The sequence below is a fragment of the Clostridia bacterium genome (assembly GCA_026414765.1).
In the GTDB taxonomy this organism is placed as follows: Bacteria; Bacillota; Clostridia; order Acetivibrionales; family DSM-27016; genus SKW86.
The window spans coordinates 51,137-69,454 of the sequence record JAOAIJ010000026.1; the positions used below are offsets into that span (position 1 = coordinate 51,137).

Consider the following 18,318-nt stretch of genomic DNA (forward strand, 5'->3'; position numbering starts at 1 on the left):
TTGTTTTAGTATTTAAAATAATTTAAATGTTTTAGAAAAAAACTTTATTAACTATTTCGACCTTAAAAGATACTATAGAAGTGAAGTTAAACAAACTAACAAATCTTAAGGAGGTCTTTTTAATGAAAAAGATTTCAAAACTATTAGCTTTACTGGTAGCGGTAGTAATGGTGTTTGCATTGGTCGGATGCGGTCAGGCAGCAAAAACAGAAGACAATAAAAAAGAAGAAACAAAAGCTGCTGAGCCGGCAAAAACCGCAGAAACAAAGAAAATTAAAGTTGGTTTCTCTCAGATGGAAAACAATGGTCCATGGCGTATAGCTGAAACTAACAGTATTAAAGAAGAAGCTAAAAAGAGAGGCATTGAACTAGTATATACCGATGCTCAAGGACAGACTGCAAAACAGGTAAGTGACGTAGAAGATATGATTGCTCAAAAGGTTGACTATATCTTACTTGCTCCTAGAGAATTTGAAGGTTTGGCTCCAGCACTTCAGTCTGCAAAGGCTGCTGGCATACCTGTAATATTAATAGATAGAGCTGCTGCAGGTACTGCAGGAGAAGACTATGTGACGCTTATAGCTTCAGACTTCATACTCGAAGGAAAACAGGCCGGAGAGTGGCTTGCTAAAACAACAAACGGAAAAGCAAACATAGTTGAACTTACAGGTACTGCAGGTTCTTCAGTTGCAAAAGACCGTTCAGACGGGTTTAAAGAGGCTATCAGCAAGTATGCTGACATGAAAATCATTGCTTCCCAGACAGGTGATTTTGCAAGAGCAAACGGACAGAAAGTTATGGAAAACATAATCCAGGCAAAAGGTAAGGAAATCACTGCAGTTTATGCACATAACGATGAAATGGCAATAGGTGCTATACAGGCATTGAAAGCAGCAGGCATGAAGCCGGGAGTTGATGTTATAGTAGTATCAATAGACGGTGAAAAAGATGCCCTTAAAGCTATAGTAGCAGGAGAATTGGGTGCGTCGGTTGAGTGTAACCCAAGGTTTGGACCAAGTGCTTTTGATGTTATTGAAAAGCTGCAGAAGGGTGAAAAAGTAGAGACAAAAATAGTAAACCCTGACAGATTCTTTGATAAGGACAATTCAGCTCAGTTCATAGAAGAAGCATATTAATATACCCATAAAGTTTATCGAACAGCACAACAGGTTAACTTAGGAGAGAGGTACAAATGCCTCTCTCTTAAACTGTAAGGACGGAGGTAGTAAGTACATGAAACAGGAAGTTTTGCTGGAAATGAGGGGCATATGTAAATCATTCCCGGGTGTAAGAGCGCTAAAGGGAGTCGGTTTCAGGGTAAGGACAGGAGAGGTTCATGCCCTGATGGGTGAAAACGGCGCAGGAAAATCAACTCTTATAAAAATACTGACGGGTATATATACAAAGGATTCCGGTGAGATATATTTTGACGGAAAAGCCATAAATCCCTCTACATCTCTTCAGGCGCAGCAGTGTGGAATAAGTACGATATATCAGGAGCTTAACCTTGTACCATACCTGAGTGTCTGTGAAAACATATTCCTTGGAAGGGAACCTAAAAAGTTTGGGGTTATTGATTGGAAGGCGGCAGAGAAGCAGGCAGAAAAAATCCTTGAGGACATGGGTGTAAAAATAGATGTAAAACAACCGCTAAATAAGTACAGCACAGCTATTCAGCAGATGGTTTCCATTGCAAGGGCAATTTCTATAAACTCAAAACTGGTAGTTATGGATGAACCTACTTCATCACTTGATGAAAAGGAAGTAAAGGTACTTTTTAATGTTATAAGAAGACTTAAGCAGCATAATATCTCTGTAGTATTTATAAGCCACAGATTGGATGAAATATTTGAAATATGTGATAATATTACAATTTTAAAAGATGGGGATTTTGTAGGAGAATACTCCATAAAAGAACTGACAAAGATAGATTTGATTTCTAAAATGATAGGCCGGGATGCTTCGGCTATCGTCAAATATAAAAAGGATTACTCTGCCAGCAGGATTACTGACAAAGTAGTATGCAAGGCTAAAAATATTTATAAAGGTGTAAGATTAAGCGGGATAGATCTTGAGATTAAAGAGGGTGAAGTTGTCGGGCTTGCTGGACTCCTTGGGTCAGGAAGGACAGAACTGGCAAAAATAATTTTTGGTTCGGACATGCATGATCAGGGTGAGATTGAAGTTTGTGGTAAAAAGGTTAAGTTCAGACTGCCTAAAGATGCTATTTCCATGAATTTTGCATTCTGCTCTGAGGACAGGAAGATAGAAGGTATTATTCCACATATGTCGGTAAGGGAAAATATGACGCTTGCAACTCTGCCAAGACTCAGCAGGTTTGGTGTGGTATCCCGCAGGAAGCAGGATGAGATTGTTGAAAAATATATTAAGAGACTGGGAATAAAAACGCCTCATGCAGACCAGAAAATTAGAAATCTGAGTGGAGGAAACCAGCAGAAGGTTTTATTGGCAAGATGGCTTTGCATGCATCCCAAACTTGTAATTCTTGATGAACCTACAAGGGGCATAGATGTAGGCGCGAAGTCTGAAATTGAAAGATTGATACAGGAAATGTCTGCAGAGGGAATCAGTGTACTTATGATATCTTCGGAATTGGAAGAACTTGTAAGGGGTTGTGACAGAATAGCTGTAATCAGGGATGGCAGGAAGGTAAAAGAACTGGTAGCAGAGGAAATTTCTGAAGAGAGTATTATGGAAGCGATTGCAAAAGGACGCGATACACTTGCCGACAGCAATCCATGTCGTGAAGGGAGGGCCATATAGTGCAGCACAGTGTGGAAACTTCTAAACCAGTGAAGAGTGTTTCAAAACAGGATATAAAGGAATTATCCAGAAAGTATGGAGCCCTGGCGGTGCTCATACTTCTGGTACTGGTAAATTCATTTATAACTCCCAACTTTACCAGTATAAACACAATGTGGAACATATTGATACAGGTGTCTACAGTAATGCTGGTAGCGCTGGGGATGACCATAGTAATATCCTCCGGCGGGATAGATATATCTGTAGGTTCTGTCATGGCAGTAGCATCAATTGTTACTGCAAAATCTCTGGGAATAGGCGTATTTCCGGCAATTTTGCTTGGATTGCTGGTTGCAGCCTGCTTTGGAGTGTTTACAGGGTTTATGGTAGCACATTTTAAAATACAGCCTATTATTATTACTCTTACGTTAATGATCGCGGGAAGAGGTATAGGGCAGGTAATTAATGACGCAATGCTGTTGAATTTTACTGAGCCGAAATTTACTTTTTTCGGATTACACCGTATAGGGGGAGTAATCCCTGTTCAGGTAGTAATAATGGCGATAGCTATAGGAAGCGTATATTTTGTTATGCAGAAAATGACTTTTGGGCGTTATGTACAGGCGATGGGTGATAATTATAAGGCCTCCAGGCTCTCTGGTATCAATACATTTATGACTACTGCCGTCATTTATTCCATTTGTTCGATGATGGCGGGAGTGGCTGGGCTTATGGAAACAGCAAGACTCTCGGCTGCTGATGCTAATGCAATAGGCAAGCTGATAGAACTGGATGCTATTGCGGCAGTTGCTGTGGGTGGTACACCTTTAAGCGGTGGCAGAGCAAATGTAATAGGTACGGTAATCGGTGCGTTAATAATGCAGATAATTACTGTCAGTGTTAATATGAATAACATACCTTACTCCTATTCACTTGTTTTGAAAGCCATTATTATTATAGTTGCGGTTTATGTTCAAAGAGAACGTACTGCATAGGAGGAAGGTGGCAAAATGGGCGAAAAAATTTCCAATAATCTTAAGTTAACGGCTGGTTTTGTTAAGTCACAGGGGGCATTGGTTGCTTTTATAGTAATATTTGTTATTGCTTCTTTTCAATATGATCAGTTTTTGACATTTATTAATATCAGCAACATACTCAGACAGGTAAGTATGGTTGGTCTGGTTGCCGTGGGTATGACTTTTGTAATACTTACCGGAGGCATTGACCTGTCAGTGGGAGCTATAGTGGCACTTGCAGGAGTGCTGGCTGCAAACCTGAGTAACCATAACATGTTTCTTGCTATCTTAGTTCCGGTTATTGTAGCAGGAATGATGGGAATGATAAATGGACTCGTTATTACGAAGATGAGAATTGTACCTTTTATTGCGACTCTGGCTATGATGATGGGTGCAAGGGGTATTGCCTATATTTCAACTGGTGAGGTATCAGTAAGGGTAGGAAAGCTGTCTTCCGGTTTTACGCAGCTTGCGAGGGGCTTTTTGTTTGGGATTCCCATACCTGCTGTAATATTTTTGGTTGTGGTAATTGCGGCAGCTTTTATATCAAGATATACATCATTCGGCCGACATGTCTATGCAGTTGGAGGCAATGAGGAAGCTTCAAAAATGATGGGCCTCAGTACGAATAAAATTAAGATACTTGTATATACTATAAGTGGCTTAATGGCCGGCCTGGCTGGCGTAATCCTTACATCAAGGCTTGGGGCGGGACAGCCTGTAGCAGGTGAAGGCTGGGAGATGACTGCCATAGCTTCCACGGTAATAGGTGGTACTTTACTGACCGGTGGTGTTGGAAGGTTTAGCGGAACATTATTAGGAGTATTGATAATCGGGATGATAACAAACGTATTCAACATGCAGGGAAACATAAATACCTGGTGGCAAAATGTTCTTATGGGTGCATTACTGTTAGTGGTTGTTGTTATACAGTCTCAGGTTTCAAAAACAAAAAAAGTTTGATTTTGTAAGCTGCTTGCTTGAAGGAGACACATGTTTCATCATCTGAATGATTATGAAAATATGGTCTCCTTTAACTTAATTATAAGGAAAAATAACTATTGTTCTGATTGGAGGGTTTTTATGCCGTTAAGGTACATACTTGCGCATGATCTTGGTACTACCGGGAATAAAGCCACATTGTACGATGCTGAAGGCTGCCTGACGGGTAGCACATTTTTCCCGTACGATACAAGTTATTCAAACGGCAATTGGGCCGAGCAGAACCCGGGGGATTGGTGGAAAGCAGTATGTAGCGCTACCAGGGAATTAATGCATAAGTCCGGGTTGGCGGCAGAAAGCATCGCCTGCATAAGCTTCAGCGGGCAAATGATGGGATGTGTGGCTGTTGACAAAAATAGGATGCCCCTGAGGAAAGCAATTATATGGGCAGACCAAAGGGCAGTAAAAGAGGAGCAGTTTCTGAAAGACAATATTGGAATGAAGAGGATGTATCATATAACCGGACACAGGGCCAGTGCCTCCTACTCATTGGAAAAAATATTATGGATAAAAGATAATGAACCTGATATATATGAAAGAACACACAAGTTCTTACATGCCAAAGACTATATGGTGCTAAAGCTAACCGGCAGATTTGTAAGTGATTATTCCGATGCTTCAGGCATGAATTTGCTGGATATAAAAGAAATGAAATGGTCGCAGTACATAATGGGCGTATCGGGGATAGCTGAAGAAAAGTTGCCTGAACTGCATTTTTCTACAGATGTTGTAGGTGAAGTAACAAAGCAGGCAGCCGAAGATACGGGTCTGAAACCCGGAATCCCTGTTGTTATAGGTGCTGGTGACGGCATGTGTGCAGCGGTGGGGGCAGCTGTGGTAAATGAAGGAAGTGCATATAACTATCTGGGATCATCTTCATGGATAGGTATTGCTGCAAAAGGCCCCGTCTATGATGAGAAAATGCGGACATTTAACTGGGTGCATGCGGTGCCCGGGTTATATTCGCCTACAGGAACTATGCAAAGTGCCGGTGGGTCTGTTCAATGGTTCAAGAACACATTATGCCAGCTGGAATCATTAATAGCAGAGGAGGTTGGTGAAAACCCCTATGCATTAATAGATAAAAAGGTGGAAAAATCCGAGCCTGGTGCTGACAGGCTTTTGTATCTGCCGTATCTAATAGGGGAACGCAGTCCCCACTGGAATACTAATGCAAGAGGTGCTTTTGTAGGATTATCTATGACTCATACAAAAGAGGATATATGCAGGGCTGTACTGGAGGGAATTACGTTTAATCTGAGAATAATCCTGGATGCATTTGCAGAAAAAGTAAATATAGATGAAATTAAGCTGATTGGCGGAGGAGCTAAAAGTCATGTCTGGAGGCAGATTTTTGCAGATATTTTCGGAATAAGGATAGCAAAGCCAGTTTTGCTGGATGAGGCAACATCACTGGGAGCTGCAATAATAGGTGGTGTGGGTGTCGGGTTATTCAAAGATTTTAATATTGCAGAAAAACTTGTGCAGATAGAAAGTGTGGACAAGCCAAGGCATAACTACAGAGAAAGGTATGAATCACTATATGATATATTTAAGTATTCATACAGTCAGCTCGAAGATGTATACAACAGAATGGCAACGCTGAAATAAGCGGGAGCCGTGATATACAGGACTGTCTTTCAAGCTTTTGCTTCCAGCCTTAAGCTCACTCACGAAAACTGAACTATCCGGAGTTTTAGCCAGGAGGACATTGAACAAATGCTGCCCGAGAACCCAATGCTCGGCGTATCCGTTGGAAAACGGAATAATTCCTGCATCTCTGAGTTTTTTACAAGCAAGCTCCAACTGTGTAAGGGTTTTAGGGGTATCGTAGATACCGGCCTTCTCGAATAAGCTTTTATTGTATATAAAGCCATAACCCTCAATAGTCATGGGCATTCCAAACAATTTCCCATCCTTAGCAGCAGAACTGCTTGCTGTAATAAAGAGCCTATTTACCCAAGGTTCATTGCTCAATTCCTCCAGATAGTTCAGAAGCTCTTCCGTATGCTCATAACCCAGAGTGGGAAATATATCCGGTGAATCTCCCGAAGCTAATTTGTTTGCTAATTCATCCCTGTAAGTTGGCTGGCCGCTGCATGTTTCGAAGATTAACCTAACTCCTGGGTTTCCTTTTCATAGTCCGCAGGAAGCTTTTTAAGTGCTTCTGTAATTTCTGCCTTGAAGTTTAGAATCTTTACATTAATATTCATTTTATTCTGTTTATTTTCGATAGCAGGCTTAGGCTCTTTCTTCTCATTTTCAATATTTTTTTCCGTAACCCGGCCTTCCGGTTTATTGGTTGTACAACCGGTCCCATACATGAGGAAAATCATAACTGAAATGAAGACCGGTAAAAATTTTTTCATTTTGCCCACCTTTTAGTAAATCCATATGTGCCATTTTTCGGTTTGACTTCTTTTTGTAAGATTGTATTCCCAGGTTTATTTTAAGTTACATAATTTTTTAAACAAGAGAATATACTTTGGCTTCCCAGGGAATTATGCTTTCCCGTCCCACCCATTCTTCAGGCACAAAGCGATCTTGTGTAATCTCCTTCCACTGCTTGCCGGAGGGTGTGGAAGGCCAGTTATGGACAACATATTCAGAACCTGACGGTTGACCCCAGGGAGAAAAGTTTGCTACTACTACTACCTGCTCCGTACTGTTTTTTAAGCCCCTTCTCCAGGCTATTATACGTCTTCCGGGAGTGAAGTCGGTATGGATGAATTCTGTTTCATTTACTGCCAGGGCACCTGATTTTGCTCTGAATTTTACCAGCCGGGACACATATTTTGAAAGGTTCCTGCGCCAGGGGTCCTTTAGCCTGTCAAAATTTACAGGGTCCTGTTGCTTGTCCGGGTGTATGGTTGCACGGTCATGTTTGTCGCCAAACTCCTCACCTATAAGCCACATCGGTATACCAACCGCGGTTAGGAGGCATACAAAAGCAAGCTCGATCCGTTCCTGTTTGAATGAAACATTATTGTATTCTAGAAAATTATACAGGCGTTCCTTTCGGTATCCTCCGGTATCATGGGAAGTCAAGTAATTAATTGCCTGTGAGCCGTCACGAAAACCTACATTGCGGCAATCGATCAATTTCCGTATCGTATCTTCAAAGCTTAAGTCACCAGGCTCATTTTCTCCGATAATTGCTGATCTAACTCTATAAAGGAATTTTTCATTCCAGCATGAATCCAGGCGGTTTTGTTCAATAAGGGGAATAGGATCGGACAGTTCTTCTCCCAGTACCAGGAAACGGGCATCTGTTTGATCCTGCATAAGGTTAAGCCCCTGCAGCCGGTCGTGCCATGCTTTCCGGGCCGTATCCTTAAAGTCCTGGATAAATTCATAGTTCATAATTGTAGGTATGCTGTCTATACGGATTCCGTCAATGTGATAGTGGTTTATCCAGTGCAAAGCGTACACCTTCATGAATTCCCTGGCAGGATACAAATCCTTTTTGCCACCACTTAAAGGGCTATATCCTGATGATTTATAATTGTATTTAAATAAATCCCCTCCCCAGTTTTCACGGCCGTCTTTTTCCGGGTCAACCGGAACTGAATGCCCTGGGAAGCTTTCTTCAATATAAAAATCCAGGAAATTTATATTTCTTAAAGCGCACCGGTTGGAAAAACCCATAACCATATCTGCGAACAAGCGGATACCCTTTAAATGGCATGTGTGAATCAGTTTTCCCAGAAGTGTCATGGGTACGGGATCTGTAAAAGACGGCGAGGATTCCAGACCTAAATCTGTATCAGAGGCGAAATAATTTGTCGTCGCATATCCCCATTGCCTCTTAACATGGCTATCGGAAGGTGGCAGCAGCTCAACCGCATTTATACCCAGTTCTGTAAGATATGCCCGTCCGGCTCCTAGCGCAGGGGTACCTACAAAATTTGCCGGCAGCTCACTGGGATCAATCAAAGCAAGTATGTCCTGATATGAGCCTACATCTATTTCAACATTGTTTTCACTGCCTATTCTTGCCCAGGAAGTAGGTATTTCGACCATAACAATATTCTGATTTCCTGGCAAATCCTTTATTAGGCTTCCATCATTATGCCATTCAATGGTTTCACCATTGATATCGCACGGGGTAAGCTCACCATTTGATAGTTTGACTATGGAAGCAGCGCATTGATCACCATCATTATACTTGGGGTCTATGACAGGGCGCCAGTCTACAGCCCATGCCATTGGATCAGTGCACCATACCCGTTTTCCCGTATTGGAATAGACATTGCTGTTTGTAATCTCAAAGAAGTACAGGTATATCTTTTCATCCTCCATATTAAGTTTATCGACGGGGAGCAGCCACAAATCCTGGTACTCGGGATGAGGGGACAGTTCAGTTTCGGACAGCACTTTGAAAGTGCAGGGATTTCCAGCTCTGAATTCTCCTAAAATAAGTTTGGGAGGGATATCGGTATTAGCCGGTCTCCATAGTACAAAGCTCTTTTTTCTAATGCTAAAAATATCAGTTTGCAAGCAAACCATCTCCTTTACATAACAAATATGTATTTTCCATATTTGATAATTTGGCCTAAATTAAGGAGTAATATGTACTTTTATTACAAGTCATAAACTTATCTTCCGCTGCTCACCATGTTCCGGATGATATCGCTAAGCCTTCATTAGCGGCATTTTTCTGTGAAAATTAAAGATAAAATGGAAATATATCCCTGATTTATCTGCATACAGCTTTATAGGGCTGACCATAATAATGGATAGACTAAATACTCGTGAAACAATAAATCATTGGAGGGATATCATATGAGAATCCGCTAAAAGGTAAGCTTAGTTCAATCTTATCAGGAGGAATAAAAATGTTTACAGTAATAGATCTTGTTCCAAATGCATTTCTAGATATGAGCAGGGCAACAGCAATCAGTTCTAATGGCATTGTTGTAGGTACAGATTTTGGTACCGGATTTGTTTGGACTCCTAATCAACCGAATGGTTCTGATGGCTCGGTTCAATCGCTTCCCACAGACATATCTCCTGCAGCCCGCCCGGTAGCCAGTGCAACACCAATGGCAGTAAATGCGAATGGCATGGTTGTCGGGGGGTGCAAGACTGTCGATATGAATGGTGCAGACGTTGACCGGGCATTCAGTTTAGTACAGGGTGGAATCCTCGTAGATCTTGGGACTTTTGTGCCTGATCCTTCAAACCCGGGCCATTTCCTTGGCAACAGCGAGGCAAGGGGAGTAAATGATGCAGGTCAGATAGTTGGTTGGGCGGAGGATGCTAACGGGATACGACGGGCATTCCTGTTTGATCCTATCACAAGGAAAATGAAAGATATTTCAGAGCTGCATGCTTGGAATCTTCCTTCTGGGACGCCAGATCCGAGTGTGGCAACTGCTATCAATAATGCGGGGGATATTGTGGGGAGCGCAACTTTCATTGACTCAGCAAACAACGTCCTTCAGCAGGCCTTTATAAGACAAGTAGGTGCAACTACCCTGACCGGTCTTGGTACACTGCTACCTGATCCGGTATATGCAGGACTTTTCTACGGCAATAGCATTGCTCTTGCCTTGAATAGTGCCGCATTGGTTGTTGGTCATAGCGATGCACTTCCACCTGCGATTATGCTGGGTGCCATCTTCTCGACACCGAATATACCATTCGGGCCATTGCCTAACCAGGCACTTGGCGTCAATCGCGGAACAGATGCGGATCAGATAGTAGGACATTTTTGGTCCAACCCTGACGCTCCGGTAATGTCTGGATTTGTTGCGGATTTGAACAGCGGGATGGTTGACCTTAATACACGGTTGACAACTTCAGGATGGCGGATCGAGAGTGCGACAGGAATAAATGATTTCGGTCAAATCTGCGGATATGGGACACATGACACATTGGGTGGTCCTCGTGCAGTCTTGCTTGCACCTTGAGAAATAGGATACGGCTGATATTCCTATACGATTGGGCTATCTGCATACAACTCAGTAGTACTGGCCATAATAGTAGATGTATAAAGTGTCAGTGAAGCATTAGTTTACGGGAGGAAGGTAATATGGAGCAGGTTCGCAGGAAAGAGTTCAATGACGAAGAAATAGGGATGGGCTTTAATAGTGAGTCAGGGCTGGCTATCGGTACCGCTTTAGAAGGTTTTACCGTTACGGCGGACCCTGTAGCGCCCGGTCAGGAGGTTGATGCGGAAATCACCACCATAAACTCTCATGAAGAACTTATGGAAAGCTTGGGAATGTCATTCGAAGCCCAAGGCAGATACGGTTTTTTTTCGGGCTCTGCTAAGGCAAAGTTTGCATCAACGTCAAGCTATAACTCTACATCTACTTTCTTGGTAGCACGCTGTATTGTCAAAAATCCGTTTAAACGAGGGAAAAATTTTCGTGTTACATCTGAGGCAAGAGCACTACTTGACTCACTCCGTTTTGATGAGTTTAAGACGGCTTTCGGCGATAGTTTTGTACGAGGGCTCCAAACGGGGGGAGAATTTTATGCTGTCATCAGAATCACATCCGTGTCGAGTACAAAGCAGACTGAGCTAGCAGCAACACTGCAGGCAGCTTTTAGCGGTTTGGTTACTGCCGCAGACTTTAAAGCTCAGTATTCTGAGGCTAATACAAGCATAAGCACCAGATCTGAGTATCAGGCCAGGATGTTTCAGAGGGCTGGCAGTGGGCTGCAAATCTCTCCAACTGTTGAAATCAGCGAAGTAATTACCCGGTACAAAAACTTTCCGGAGATAGCAAGAACAAGTGCGTTTGCGTATGAAACGGAAATTGCAACCTATGACACACTGCCGCTCCCTATCCCCACACAGGAAGAACAGGAAAATTTCCTTTTTGCTCTGCGTGATGCACGGGAGAAAAAGCTATACTACATCCAAAAAAGAAATGATTTGGAATTCGCACTTAGAAATCCTGCATTTTTTGAGAATCTTCCTTCGTATGACGTTCTTTCAAATGCTATAAGTATATATACAAAATTGATGAATGCGGTCATGGATCACGCCGTTAAACTCTCCCGGGGTGAAATAAAACCTCCCAGAGTTTTCGATCCAAGTACACTTTCACCGGCGATAAATGAACCTGCACCGATTCAGCTCAAGAGAGCTACACCACCTGTAATTCCTACTATTCGTGTGCCTAACATGACTGGCGTATATGCCGGAGAAATTGATGAAGCTCAAATATGCCTTCAGTACGGTAATGTTGATCAATGCCTGGCAGGGACTGTGTTTACAGGTTATGATGGCGAACCCATGCCAATTCATGCTTCTCCGGAGGTCGCAAAATTTATCGCTTTGGAGCGGCAAGGAAAGGTGAGGTTTACTTATACTCCCGAAGGCAATATACCTGAGTATTGGGCTTGCGATGGACAGTTCCCGTCTGCCGGGACACTTGTCCCAAATGGAACAGAGATCGTACTACATTTCGTATGTGCAGCACCGCCACCAAATTGTGATTAGAGAAGGATAGAATTTCACGCGGCTTAAATTGAATTCTTTCACATATGCAACATTGTTACACAACCCGTATGTCGTATTTCACTGCCTGTTTCTGGTGGATTATGTAATCCTTAAATGATCTTAGGCTTTTTGATTAAATTGGAATGGCAACTATATGTGAAAAAGAACTACATTTCTGAAAACCTTGTACTACTTTCCTGAAAAAATCACCGTAAAATATTTTATAGGATAACTGTTGACACTGTATATATACAGTGGTAAAGTGTGTATATAATAGTATGCACAGTAATTACTGGCGAGAGGTGATAACTTGTTTATTGCGCTTTCAAACAGCGATCCGGCTCCGCTGTATGAACAAATAAAAAAACAGGTCATTGAGCAGATAATGAATGGTAAGCTGTCGCCCGGACAGGACTTACCTTCCATTAGGGCTCTGGCCAAAGAACTGGAGATAAGCGTCATAACCATAAAAAAGGCTTATGAAGACTTGGAAGCAGCAGGCTATATAGTGACAAGGCCAGGCAAAGGCTCTTGTGTAGCGGAATCCGGTTCGGAATTTGTAAAGGAAATGAAGCTCAGAAACATACAGGAAAACTTCGAAAAGGGAATTAGTGAATGCAGGTCTTTAGGTATGGAGGATGAGGAAATCATTAAGTCCTTCAGAATTATTCTTGAAGAAAACATGTAAGCGTAAGAAGAGGTGTTTGATTATGAATGATAGTATATTGAACATTGCCGGCCTGACAAAGAAATATGACAGGTTTTCACTGAAGGATGTGTCTTTCAGTATACCAAGAGGCTATATAATGGGATTTGTAGGGCAAAACGGAGCGGGTAAAAGTACAACTATCAAGTGTATTATGAATCTTATAGAATATGAAAAAGGAAGTATTCAGGTGATGGGGATGGACAACAGGGTTCATTTCATGGAGATTAGAAACCGTATAGGGTATGTTAGCGAGGATGTCTATTTTTACGAAGAGATGACAGTTGAGTGGACGGGTGAGTTTTTTGGGAGCTTTTATTCTGGTTGGGATAAAAAACATTTCTACGAATTGCTTCACGCATTTAAGATTGATAAAAGAAAGAAAATCAAAGAGCTTTCAAAAGGGATGAAAATGAAGCTTTCCTTAGCGCTTGCCCTTTCGCATAAAGCCGAATTGCTCATACTCGATGAGCCTACTTCAGGCCTCGATCCTGTAGTAAGAAGCGAGATACTCGAAATATTTATGAACATAATACAGGACGAAAACTGTTCAATACTCTTTTCTTCACATATTACTACGGATATTGAGAAAGTAGCGGATTTTGTTACTGTTATTGATGACGGTCGTATCATTTTGAGTGATGAAAAGGATAATATTTTAAACAACTGGAAAGTAATCAAAGCTGAAAACAGTTTTCTTAACGAGCATATTGAAAAAAGTCTTATAGGTATGAAAAAGGGTGAATTCGGTTTTAGCGGTGTAACCGATGATGTTGGGAGATTCTCAGCAGACTTCAAAAAGCAGAATCCCCATGGGACGTTTAAAAGTGAGAAAATAACACTTGATGAGCTTCTTGTCAGATTTGTAAGGGATGGTGAGAATTGTGCTTAAACTTATAATTAAGGATTTTTCCATTCAGAAAAAAACTATTAAGAGATACCTGATAAGTGCACTGTTTCTTTCAGTATTCTTCTGGTTTACAGATATGAGGCAGATGGCCTTCAGTATGGCTATGTTTCCTTTGATATATGGTTTTATGAACGGAGCTCTTTATGAAGATGAGAAAAGCAATACACTAAGGCTGCTGGCGTCGCTTCCTATAAAAAAGGAAATCATCGTATATGCCAGGTATACAAGTGTAGCGCTGGTAACAGTGGGTTCGGCGATTATTTTCATGATACTGAACTGTTTTGTCTTAGTAAAACTTTTACCACCAGGAGACAATTCTCTGGACGGAAGTATATTTGTCATAATCACTGTGCTTTTAGTGTTTATGGTTTTAGTATCTTTCTACCTGCCAATGGCATTTAAAATGGGGTACATAAAGGCAGCAGGCATAAACAGATTTGTGATGCTGGGGTTATTTGGTGCTTTTACTGCTTTGATATCAGTGCTTGGAGGTTTGAAAAAGGATGGAACAGTTCCTGATGAAATGACAAAAGTCTTGGAACTGCTGGAAAAGTCCGGACCTGTTGCTGTTATTGGAATTTTCGGTTTGATAGTATTGCTGGCTTATTTAGCTTCAATGAAGCTTTCTGTAAAATTTTTTAAATCCAGAAATTTATTTTAGTACTTGATAGGCGGTTTATGAATAAATACGGTCATGTTTATACGAGGAGATGTTTTATGACTAAATCGGGAGATTTGTTATTAAGTTCAGGCATTTTGATATTTATACTTGTTAGCATTAATATAGTTTTAAAAATCATTCCCACAAGCAGCCCGGTCAATTTGCTGCTTGTGGTGACTGCAATAATACTTACCGGTATTGGGGCAGGTATAAAGAAAATGTCCCTTTAATTCGCTTTGTCAACCTTATCTTTAATTTCCTTTATTATATTATTTTTTTCTGCGCCATCTTTAAATAACTTATTATCTTTATATATTTTTGCTTTATCATCCTTGAAATCAATTCTCCCTTGTATTGGATTTAATAGTGAATATGGCATTCCATGTATAATATCTTCATAACTCTGTAGAAAGAAAACGTGTTCACCCTTTTCTTTAAAATAGCCTCCATTTTTAATTATCTCTTCATCAGCAATACCATTTTCATCTCCACGTTGCTTAACCTTTACTATGTCATCCTTTTTTATGTTTCCCTTTATAACTTCCTTTACCTTTACTTCGGAAACAGTATATGTCAGTAGGTCTTGTTCCCTATTTAGTTTAGCCTTTTCCTTGTCTAGGTTTATATTGATTTTTTCAGCCTTGTTTGTTTTAACTACATCCCCAAGTATAATAATATCTGAATTTTGTATGATTGATTCAACATCGGGATAATATGGATAGTCTCCGCTAATCATTGTTCTTGTTCCGCATCCAGTAAGGTTGAGCAGAGATAAAATAATTCCAAAGGAAATAATTACCGTAATAAAACGTTTTCTCATAATAAACCCTCCATTTGTATTAATATGCATCGTTTACACCGTTAATATCATCTTGTTGTGGGGTAATCATTGTATTTCTGTCTCTATCATATCTCATAATTGAAGGTGACTCTGGAGGATTATCAGCTAAACAGAGTGCATGCCCAAACTCATGTACAATAACACTTTGCCTAAAGTTTGAGGTTTCTTATTTTTAATAATTTTCGGCATTACAATCCTCCTGTACATTGTTGCTGATAAGTATCATAATTATAGTATATTATACAGAATATACCTGCAAATAAAAATGTGAATAATTAACAATATCAATAAACGAATCATATACAGTAATTGATAGTTAACATGACTATTCACTCCATCACTAAACAAGCCTATATTTATGTAAATAAACTTTATAGTTTAGACAATATTTATAGTAAAGATAATTATGTTATTGTTGTATGTGCTTATATTACAGGGTTTTGTGTCTCAGTTACATGGAAATACAAGGTAACACAGTACTGCTAAAATCGCTGAGGTACACCTGTGTGTACTTTTTTCTTGACACGAACATAAGTTTGCGGAATAATGTAGTATGGAACTATTCAAATATTGGCGATATTTATATTAGAAATGATTTCATATAAAACTGCCTATTATGGAAATGGCTAAAGGGTGGGTCACAAATGACAAAAAACAAGAACCAATATGGAAATGAAAGCATATCTTCATTAAAAGGTGCTGACAGGGTGCGTCTGCGTCCTGGGGTTATTTTTGGCTCCGATGGTATAGAAGGGTGTCAGCATTCGGTATTTGAAATTCTGTCAAATTCCATTGATGAAGCAAGAGAAGGGTATGGAAATGTAATAGAGGTAATCCGGCACAGTGACGGATCGGTCACTGTAAAGGACCAGGGCAGGGGAATTCCTCTAGATTTTAACCCTAAAGAAGAAAGATATAACTGGGAACTGGTTTTCTGTGAACTATATGCAGGTGGGAAATATAAAAACAATTCAGGCGAAAATTACGAATTCAGTCTTGGTCTGAATGGGCTGGGAAGCTGCGCAACTCAATACAGCTCCGAATATATGGATGTTACCGTCTATAGGGACGGTTACAAATATGATTTGCATTTCGAAAAAGGTGAGAACATAGGTGGGCTGAAAAAGGAAAAGTATAAGTATGTGCATACAGGCTCTACTATTCACTGGAAACCGGATCTGGATGTTTTTACCGATATAAGTATTCCTCTGGAATATTATACGACAGTTATGAAAAAACAGGCTGTTGTCAATGCCGGATTGACATTCAGGCTTTTTGACGAGGAATCAGAACAATCATTTGAGTACTGTTACCAAAATGGCATTACAGACTATGTCAAAGAAATTTCCGGAGAAAAAAGCTTTACTGAAGTTCAGTTCTATGAGACTTCCACCAAAGGACGTGACAGGGAGGACAAACCCGAATATAAAGTTAAGATGCAGATTGCCTTTTGCTTTAATAATGAAATAAACCTGCTCGAGTATTATCACAACTCAAGTTTTCTCGAGTATGGCGGCGCGCCCGACAAGGCAGTAAAGGCAGCATTTGTCTATGAAATCGACAAGTGTATTAAAGCAAGAAACAAGTACAACAAAGATGAAGCGAAAATAACCTTTGCAGACATCCAGGACAGCATGGTCCTGGTGACAAATTCGTTTTCAACCGTTACAAGTTATGAAAACCAGACAAAGAAGTCAATTACAAACAAATTTATTCAGGATGCCATGACAGAATTTTTGAAGCAGCAGCTGGAAATTTATTTCATAGAAAATAAAATGGAAAGCGATAAAATTCTCGAGCAGATATTAGTAAATAAAAGAAGCAGGGAAACGGCAGAGAAAACGAGAATAAACATTAAGAAAAAGCTGAGCGGAAGTGTTGACATATCAAACAGGGTAAAGAAATTTGTTGATTGCAGATCGAAAGATCTAAACAAAAGAGAAATATATATAGTTGAGGGTGATTCTGCCCTAGGTGCCTGTAAGCTTGGAAGAGATGCAGAATTTCAGGCGATCATACCTGTAAGAGGTAAGATACTTAATTGTCTTAAAGCAGAGTATGACAGCATATTTAAAAATGAGATCATCATTGACCTGTTAAAGGTTTTAGGCTGCGGCGTAGAAATCAAGTCTAAACATAACAAGGACTTGCATACTTTTGATATGAACAATCTCCGGTGGGCTAAAATCATCATCTGCACCGATGCGGATGTGGACGGATTTCAGATCCGGACCCTGATATTAGCAATGCTGTACCGACTGGTGCCAACACTGATACAGGAGGGCAAGGTCTATATTGCAGAATCGCCGCTCTTTGAGATTACGACAAAAAACAAATCCTACTTTGCTTATTCTGAAAAAGAGAAAGCTTCCATCCTTTCAAAGATCAGCGGGAAATATACCATCCAGCGTTCGAAAGGATTAGGGGAGAATGAACCGGATATGATGTGGCAAACGACCATGAACCCGGAAACAAGACGATTGATTCAAGTAACACCGGATGAAGCGGAGCGGACAGAGCAGGTATTTGATCTGCTCTTAGGCGATAACCTTCCCGGCAGAAAGCTGTTTATCGAAGAAAACGGCTTTAAATACCTGGATATGATTGATGTGAGTTAAGGTTGAATATAGATAAGCCACTTTCGACTTGAATTTATCCAGCCGTAAACGGCCTCTACTGCCAACCCTTTTTACTGCTGGTTATTTTAAGGTTTAAAGTTGGTTATCTATAGGCAATATTTATATATCGGATCATCAAAATACCGGGCAGTAGCGGTTTTAGATGCGGAGTAATGATGTTATTTGTCGATGGAAGAAAAGCAAGGTTAGTTAATCTTACAAAGGGGATTTTGGAGGAGTATCATGTCTGTTAAAAATTATGTGGAACAGAGAATTGTCGATACACTGGAAAAAAATTATATGCCCTATGCCATGAGTGTTATCGTTTCCAGGGCAATACCG

Annotated in this window: 16 protein-coding genes; 12 read left to right on the forward strand and 4 right to left on the reverse strand. The window is 40.5% G+C overall.

Translation table 11 applies throughout. From position 1 onward, the window contains the following. Positions 1-122 precede the first annotated feature (122 nt). From N3I35_11020 to xylB, 5 genes are all read left to right on the forward strand, one after another. Positions 123-1,136 carry a substrate-binding domain-containing protein gene (locus tag N3I35_11020; GenBank protein MCX8130616.1) on the forward strand — a complete coding sequence of 338 codons (1,014 nt, stop codon included), beginning with the start codon at positions 123-125 and terminating at the stop codon, positions 1,134-1,136. 97 nt (positions 1,137-1,233) lie between these two features. Beyond that, positions 1,234-2,784, forward strand: a complete 1,551-nt coding sequence (locus tag N3I35_11025; GenBank protein ID MCX8130617.1) for a sugar ABC transporter ATP-binding protein — start codon at positions 1,234-1,236, stop codon at positions 2,782-2,784. Beyond that, positions 2,784-3,758: an ABC transporter permease gene (locus tag N3I35_11030; protein ID MCX8130618.1), complete on the forward strand. Its 975-nt coding sequence runs from the start codon at positions 2,784-2,786 to the stop codon at positions 3,756-3,758. The genes N3I35_11025 and N3I35_11030 overlap by 1 nt, the downstream gene beginning before the upstream one ends. A gap of 15 nt (positions 3,759-3,773) precedes the next feature. Then, the gene (locus N3I35_11035) at positions 3,774-4,742 is read left to right on the forward strand and encodes an ABC transporter permease (GenBank protein MCX8130619.1); all 969 of its coding nucleotides are present in this window, start codon (positions 3,774-3,776) and stop codon (positions 4,740-4,742) included. 120 nt (positions 4,743-4,862) lie between these two features. Beyond that, entirely contained in the window at positions 4,863-6,392 is a 1,530-nt protein-coding gene (xylB, locus tag N3I35_11040; GenBank protein MCX8130620.1) for a xylulokinase, read from the forward strand. Here xylB and N3I35_11045 read toward each other — a convergent pair. The 3 genes from N3I35_11045 to N3I35_11055 all read right to left on the reverse strand — a co-directional run bounded on the left by N3I35_11045 (position 6,342) and on the right by N3I35_11055 (position 9,281). Further along, positions 6,342-6,893: an ABC transporter substrate-binding protein gene (locus tag N3I35_11045; GenBank protein MCX8130621.1), complete on the reverse strand. Its 552-nt coding sequence runs from the start codon at positions 6,891-6,893 to the stop codon at positions 6,342-6,344. The genes xylB and N3I35_11045 overlap by 51 nt on opposite strands. Continuing rightward, positions 6,893-7,150: a hypothetical protein gene (locus N3I35_11050; protein MCX8130622.1), complete on the reverse strand. Its 258-nt coding sequence runs from the start codon at positions 7,148-7,150 to the stop codon at positions 6,893-6,895. The genes N3I35_11045 and N3I35_11050 overlap by 1 nt, the downstream gene beginning before the upstream one ends. Before the next feature lie 97 nt (positions 7,151-7,247). Beyond that, positions 7,248-9,281: an alpha-amylase family glycosyl hydrolase gene (locus tag N3I35_11055; protein MCX8130623.1), complete on the reverse strand. Its 2,034-nt coding sequence runs from the start codon at positions 9,279-9,281 to the stop codon at positions 7,248-7,250. A gap of 338 nt (positions 9,282-9,619) precedes the next feature. Here N3I35_11055 and N3I35_11060 point away from each other — a divergent pair, with 338 nt between their 5' ends. The 6 genes from N3I35_11060 (at position 9,620) to N3I35_11085 (ending at position 14,747) form a co-directional block, all read left to right on the forward strand. Further along, positions 9,620-10,696 carry a DUF3466 family protein gene (locus N3I35_11060; GenBank protein MCX8130624.1) on the forward strand — a complete coding sequence of 359 codons (1,077 nt, stop codon included), beginning with the start codon at positions 9,620-9,622 and terminating at the stop codon, positions 10,694-10,696. Positions 10,697-10,818: 122 nt separating this feature from the next. Next, positions 10,819-12,240 (forward strand): hypothetical protein, encoded by a 1,422-nt coding sequence (locus N3I35_11065; protein ID MCX8130625.1) that lies wholly within the window; start codon positions 10,819-10,821, stop codon positions 12,238-12,240. Positions 12,241-12,550: 310 nt separating this feature from the next. Further along, positions 12,551-12,928: a GntR family transcriptional regulator gene (locus N3I35_11070; GenBank protein ID MCX8130626.1), complete on the forward strand. Its 378-nt coding sequence runs from the start codon at positions 12,551-12,553 to the stop codon at positions 12,926-12,928. Positions 12,929-12,950: 22 nt separating this feature from the next. Then, positions 12,951-13,838, forward strand: coding sequence for an ABC transporter ATP-binding protein (locus tag N3I35_11075; protein ID MCX8130627.1), 888 nt, complete (start codon positions 12,951-12,953; stop codon positions 13,836-13,838). Then, complete coding sequence (locus N3I35_11080; protein ID MCX8130628.1) at positions 13,831-14,517, forward strand: ABC-2 transporter permease; 687 nt, start codon at positions 13,831-13,833, stop codon at positions 14,515-14,517. Before N3I35_11075 ends, N3I35_11080 begins: the two co-directional genes overlap by 8 nt. A 56-nt stretch (positions 14,518-14,573) precedes the next feature. Next, the gene (locus N3I35_11085) at positions 14,574-14,747 is read left to right on the forward strand and encodes a hypothetical protein (GenBank protein ID MCX8130629.1); all 174 of its coding nucleotides are present in this window, start codon (positions 14,574-14,576) and stop codon (positions 14,745-14,747) included. Here the strand turns inward: N3I35_11085 and N3I35_11090 are convergent. Next, the gene (locus tag N3I35_11090) at positions 14,744-15,337 is read right to left on the reverse strand and encodes a hypothetical protein (GenBank protein MCX8130630.1); all 594 of its coding nucleotides are present in this window, start codon (positions 15,335-15,337) and stop codon (positions 14,744-14,746) included. The two genes, N3I35_11085 and N3I35_11090, sit on opposite strands and share 4 nt — an antisense overlap. A 665-nt stretch (positions 15,338-16,002) precedes the next feature. On the opposite strand from N3I35_11090, the gene N3I35_11095 reads away from it, so the two are divergent. Continuing rightward, a complete protein-coding gene (locus N3I35_11095) occupies positions 16,003-17,976 on the forward strand; it encodes a toprim domain-containing protein (GenBank protein ID MCX8130631.1) in 1,974 nt (657 codons plus the stop codon). The last annotated feature ends 342 nt before the right edge of the window (positions 17,977-18,318 follow it).

What these genes read in the sequence shown, in the direction of transcription:
- N3I35_11025 (MCX8130617.1), top strand. Translation starts at nt 1,234, where the DNA reads ATGAAACAGGAAGTTTTGCTGGAAATGAGGGGCATATGTAAATCATTC.
- xylB (MCX8130620.1), top strand. Translation starts at nt 4,863, where the DNA reads ATGCCGTTAAGGTACATACTTGCGCATGATCTTGGTACTACCGGGAAT.
- N3I35_11050 (MCX8130622.1), bottom strand. Translation starts at nt 7,150, where the DNA reads ATGAAAAAATTTTTACCGGTCTTCATTTCAGTTATGATTTTCCTCATG.
- N3I35_11060 (MCX8130624.1), top strand. Translation starts at nt 9,620, where the DNA reads ATGTTTACAGTAATAGATCTTGTTCCAAATGCATTTCTAGATATGAGC.
- N3I35_11065 (MCX8130625.1), top strand. Translation starts at nt 10,819, where the DNA reads ATGGAGCAGGTTCGCAGGAAAGAGTTCAATGACGAAGAAATAGGGATG.
- N3I35_11090 (MCX8130630.1), bottom strand. Translation starts at nt 15,337, where the DNA reads ATGAGAAAACGTTTTATTACGGTAATTATTTCCTTTGGAATTATTTTA.
- N3I35_11095 (MCX8130631.1), top strand. Translation starts at nt 16,003, where the DNA reads ATGACAAAAAACAAGAACCAATATGGAAATGAAAGCATATCTTCATTA.
- N3I35_11035 (MCX8130619.1), top strand. Translation starts at nt 3,774, where the DNA reads ATGGGCGAAAAAATTTCCAATAATCTTAAGTTAACGGCTGGTTTTGTT.
- N3I35_11085 (MCX8130629.1), top strand. Translation starts at nt 14,574, where the DNA reads ATGACTAAATCGGGAGATTTGTTATTAAGTTCAGGCATTTTGATATTT.
- N3I35_11020 (MCX8130616.1), top strand. Translation starts at nt 123, where the DNA reads ATGAAAAAGATTTCAAAACTATTAGCTTTACTGGTAGCGGTAGTAATG.
- N3I35_11075 (MCX8130627.1), top strand. Translation starts at nt 12,951, where the DNA reads ATGAATGATAGTATATTGAACATTGCCGGCCTGACAAAGAAATATGAC.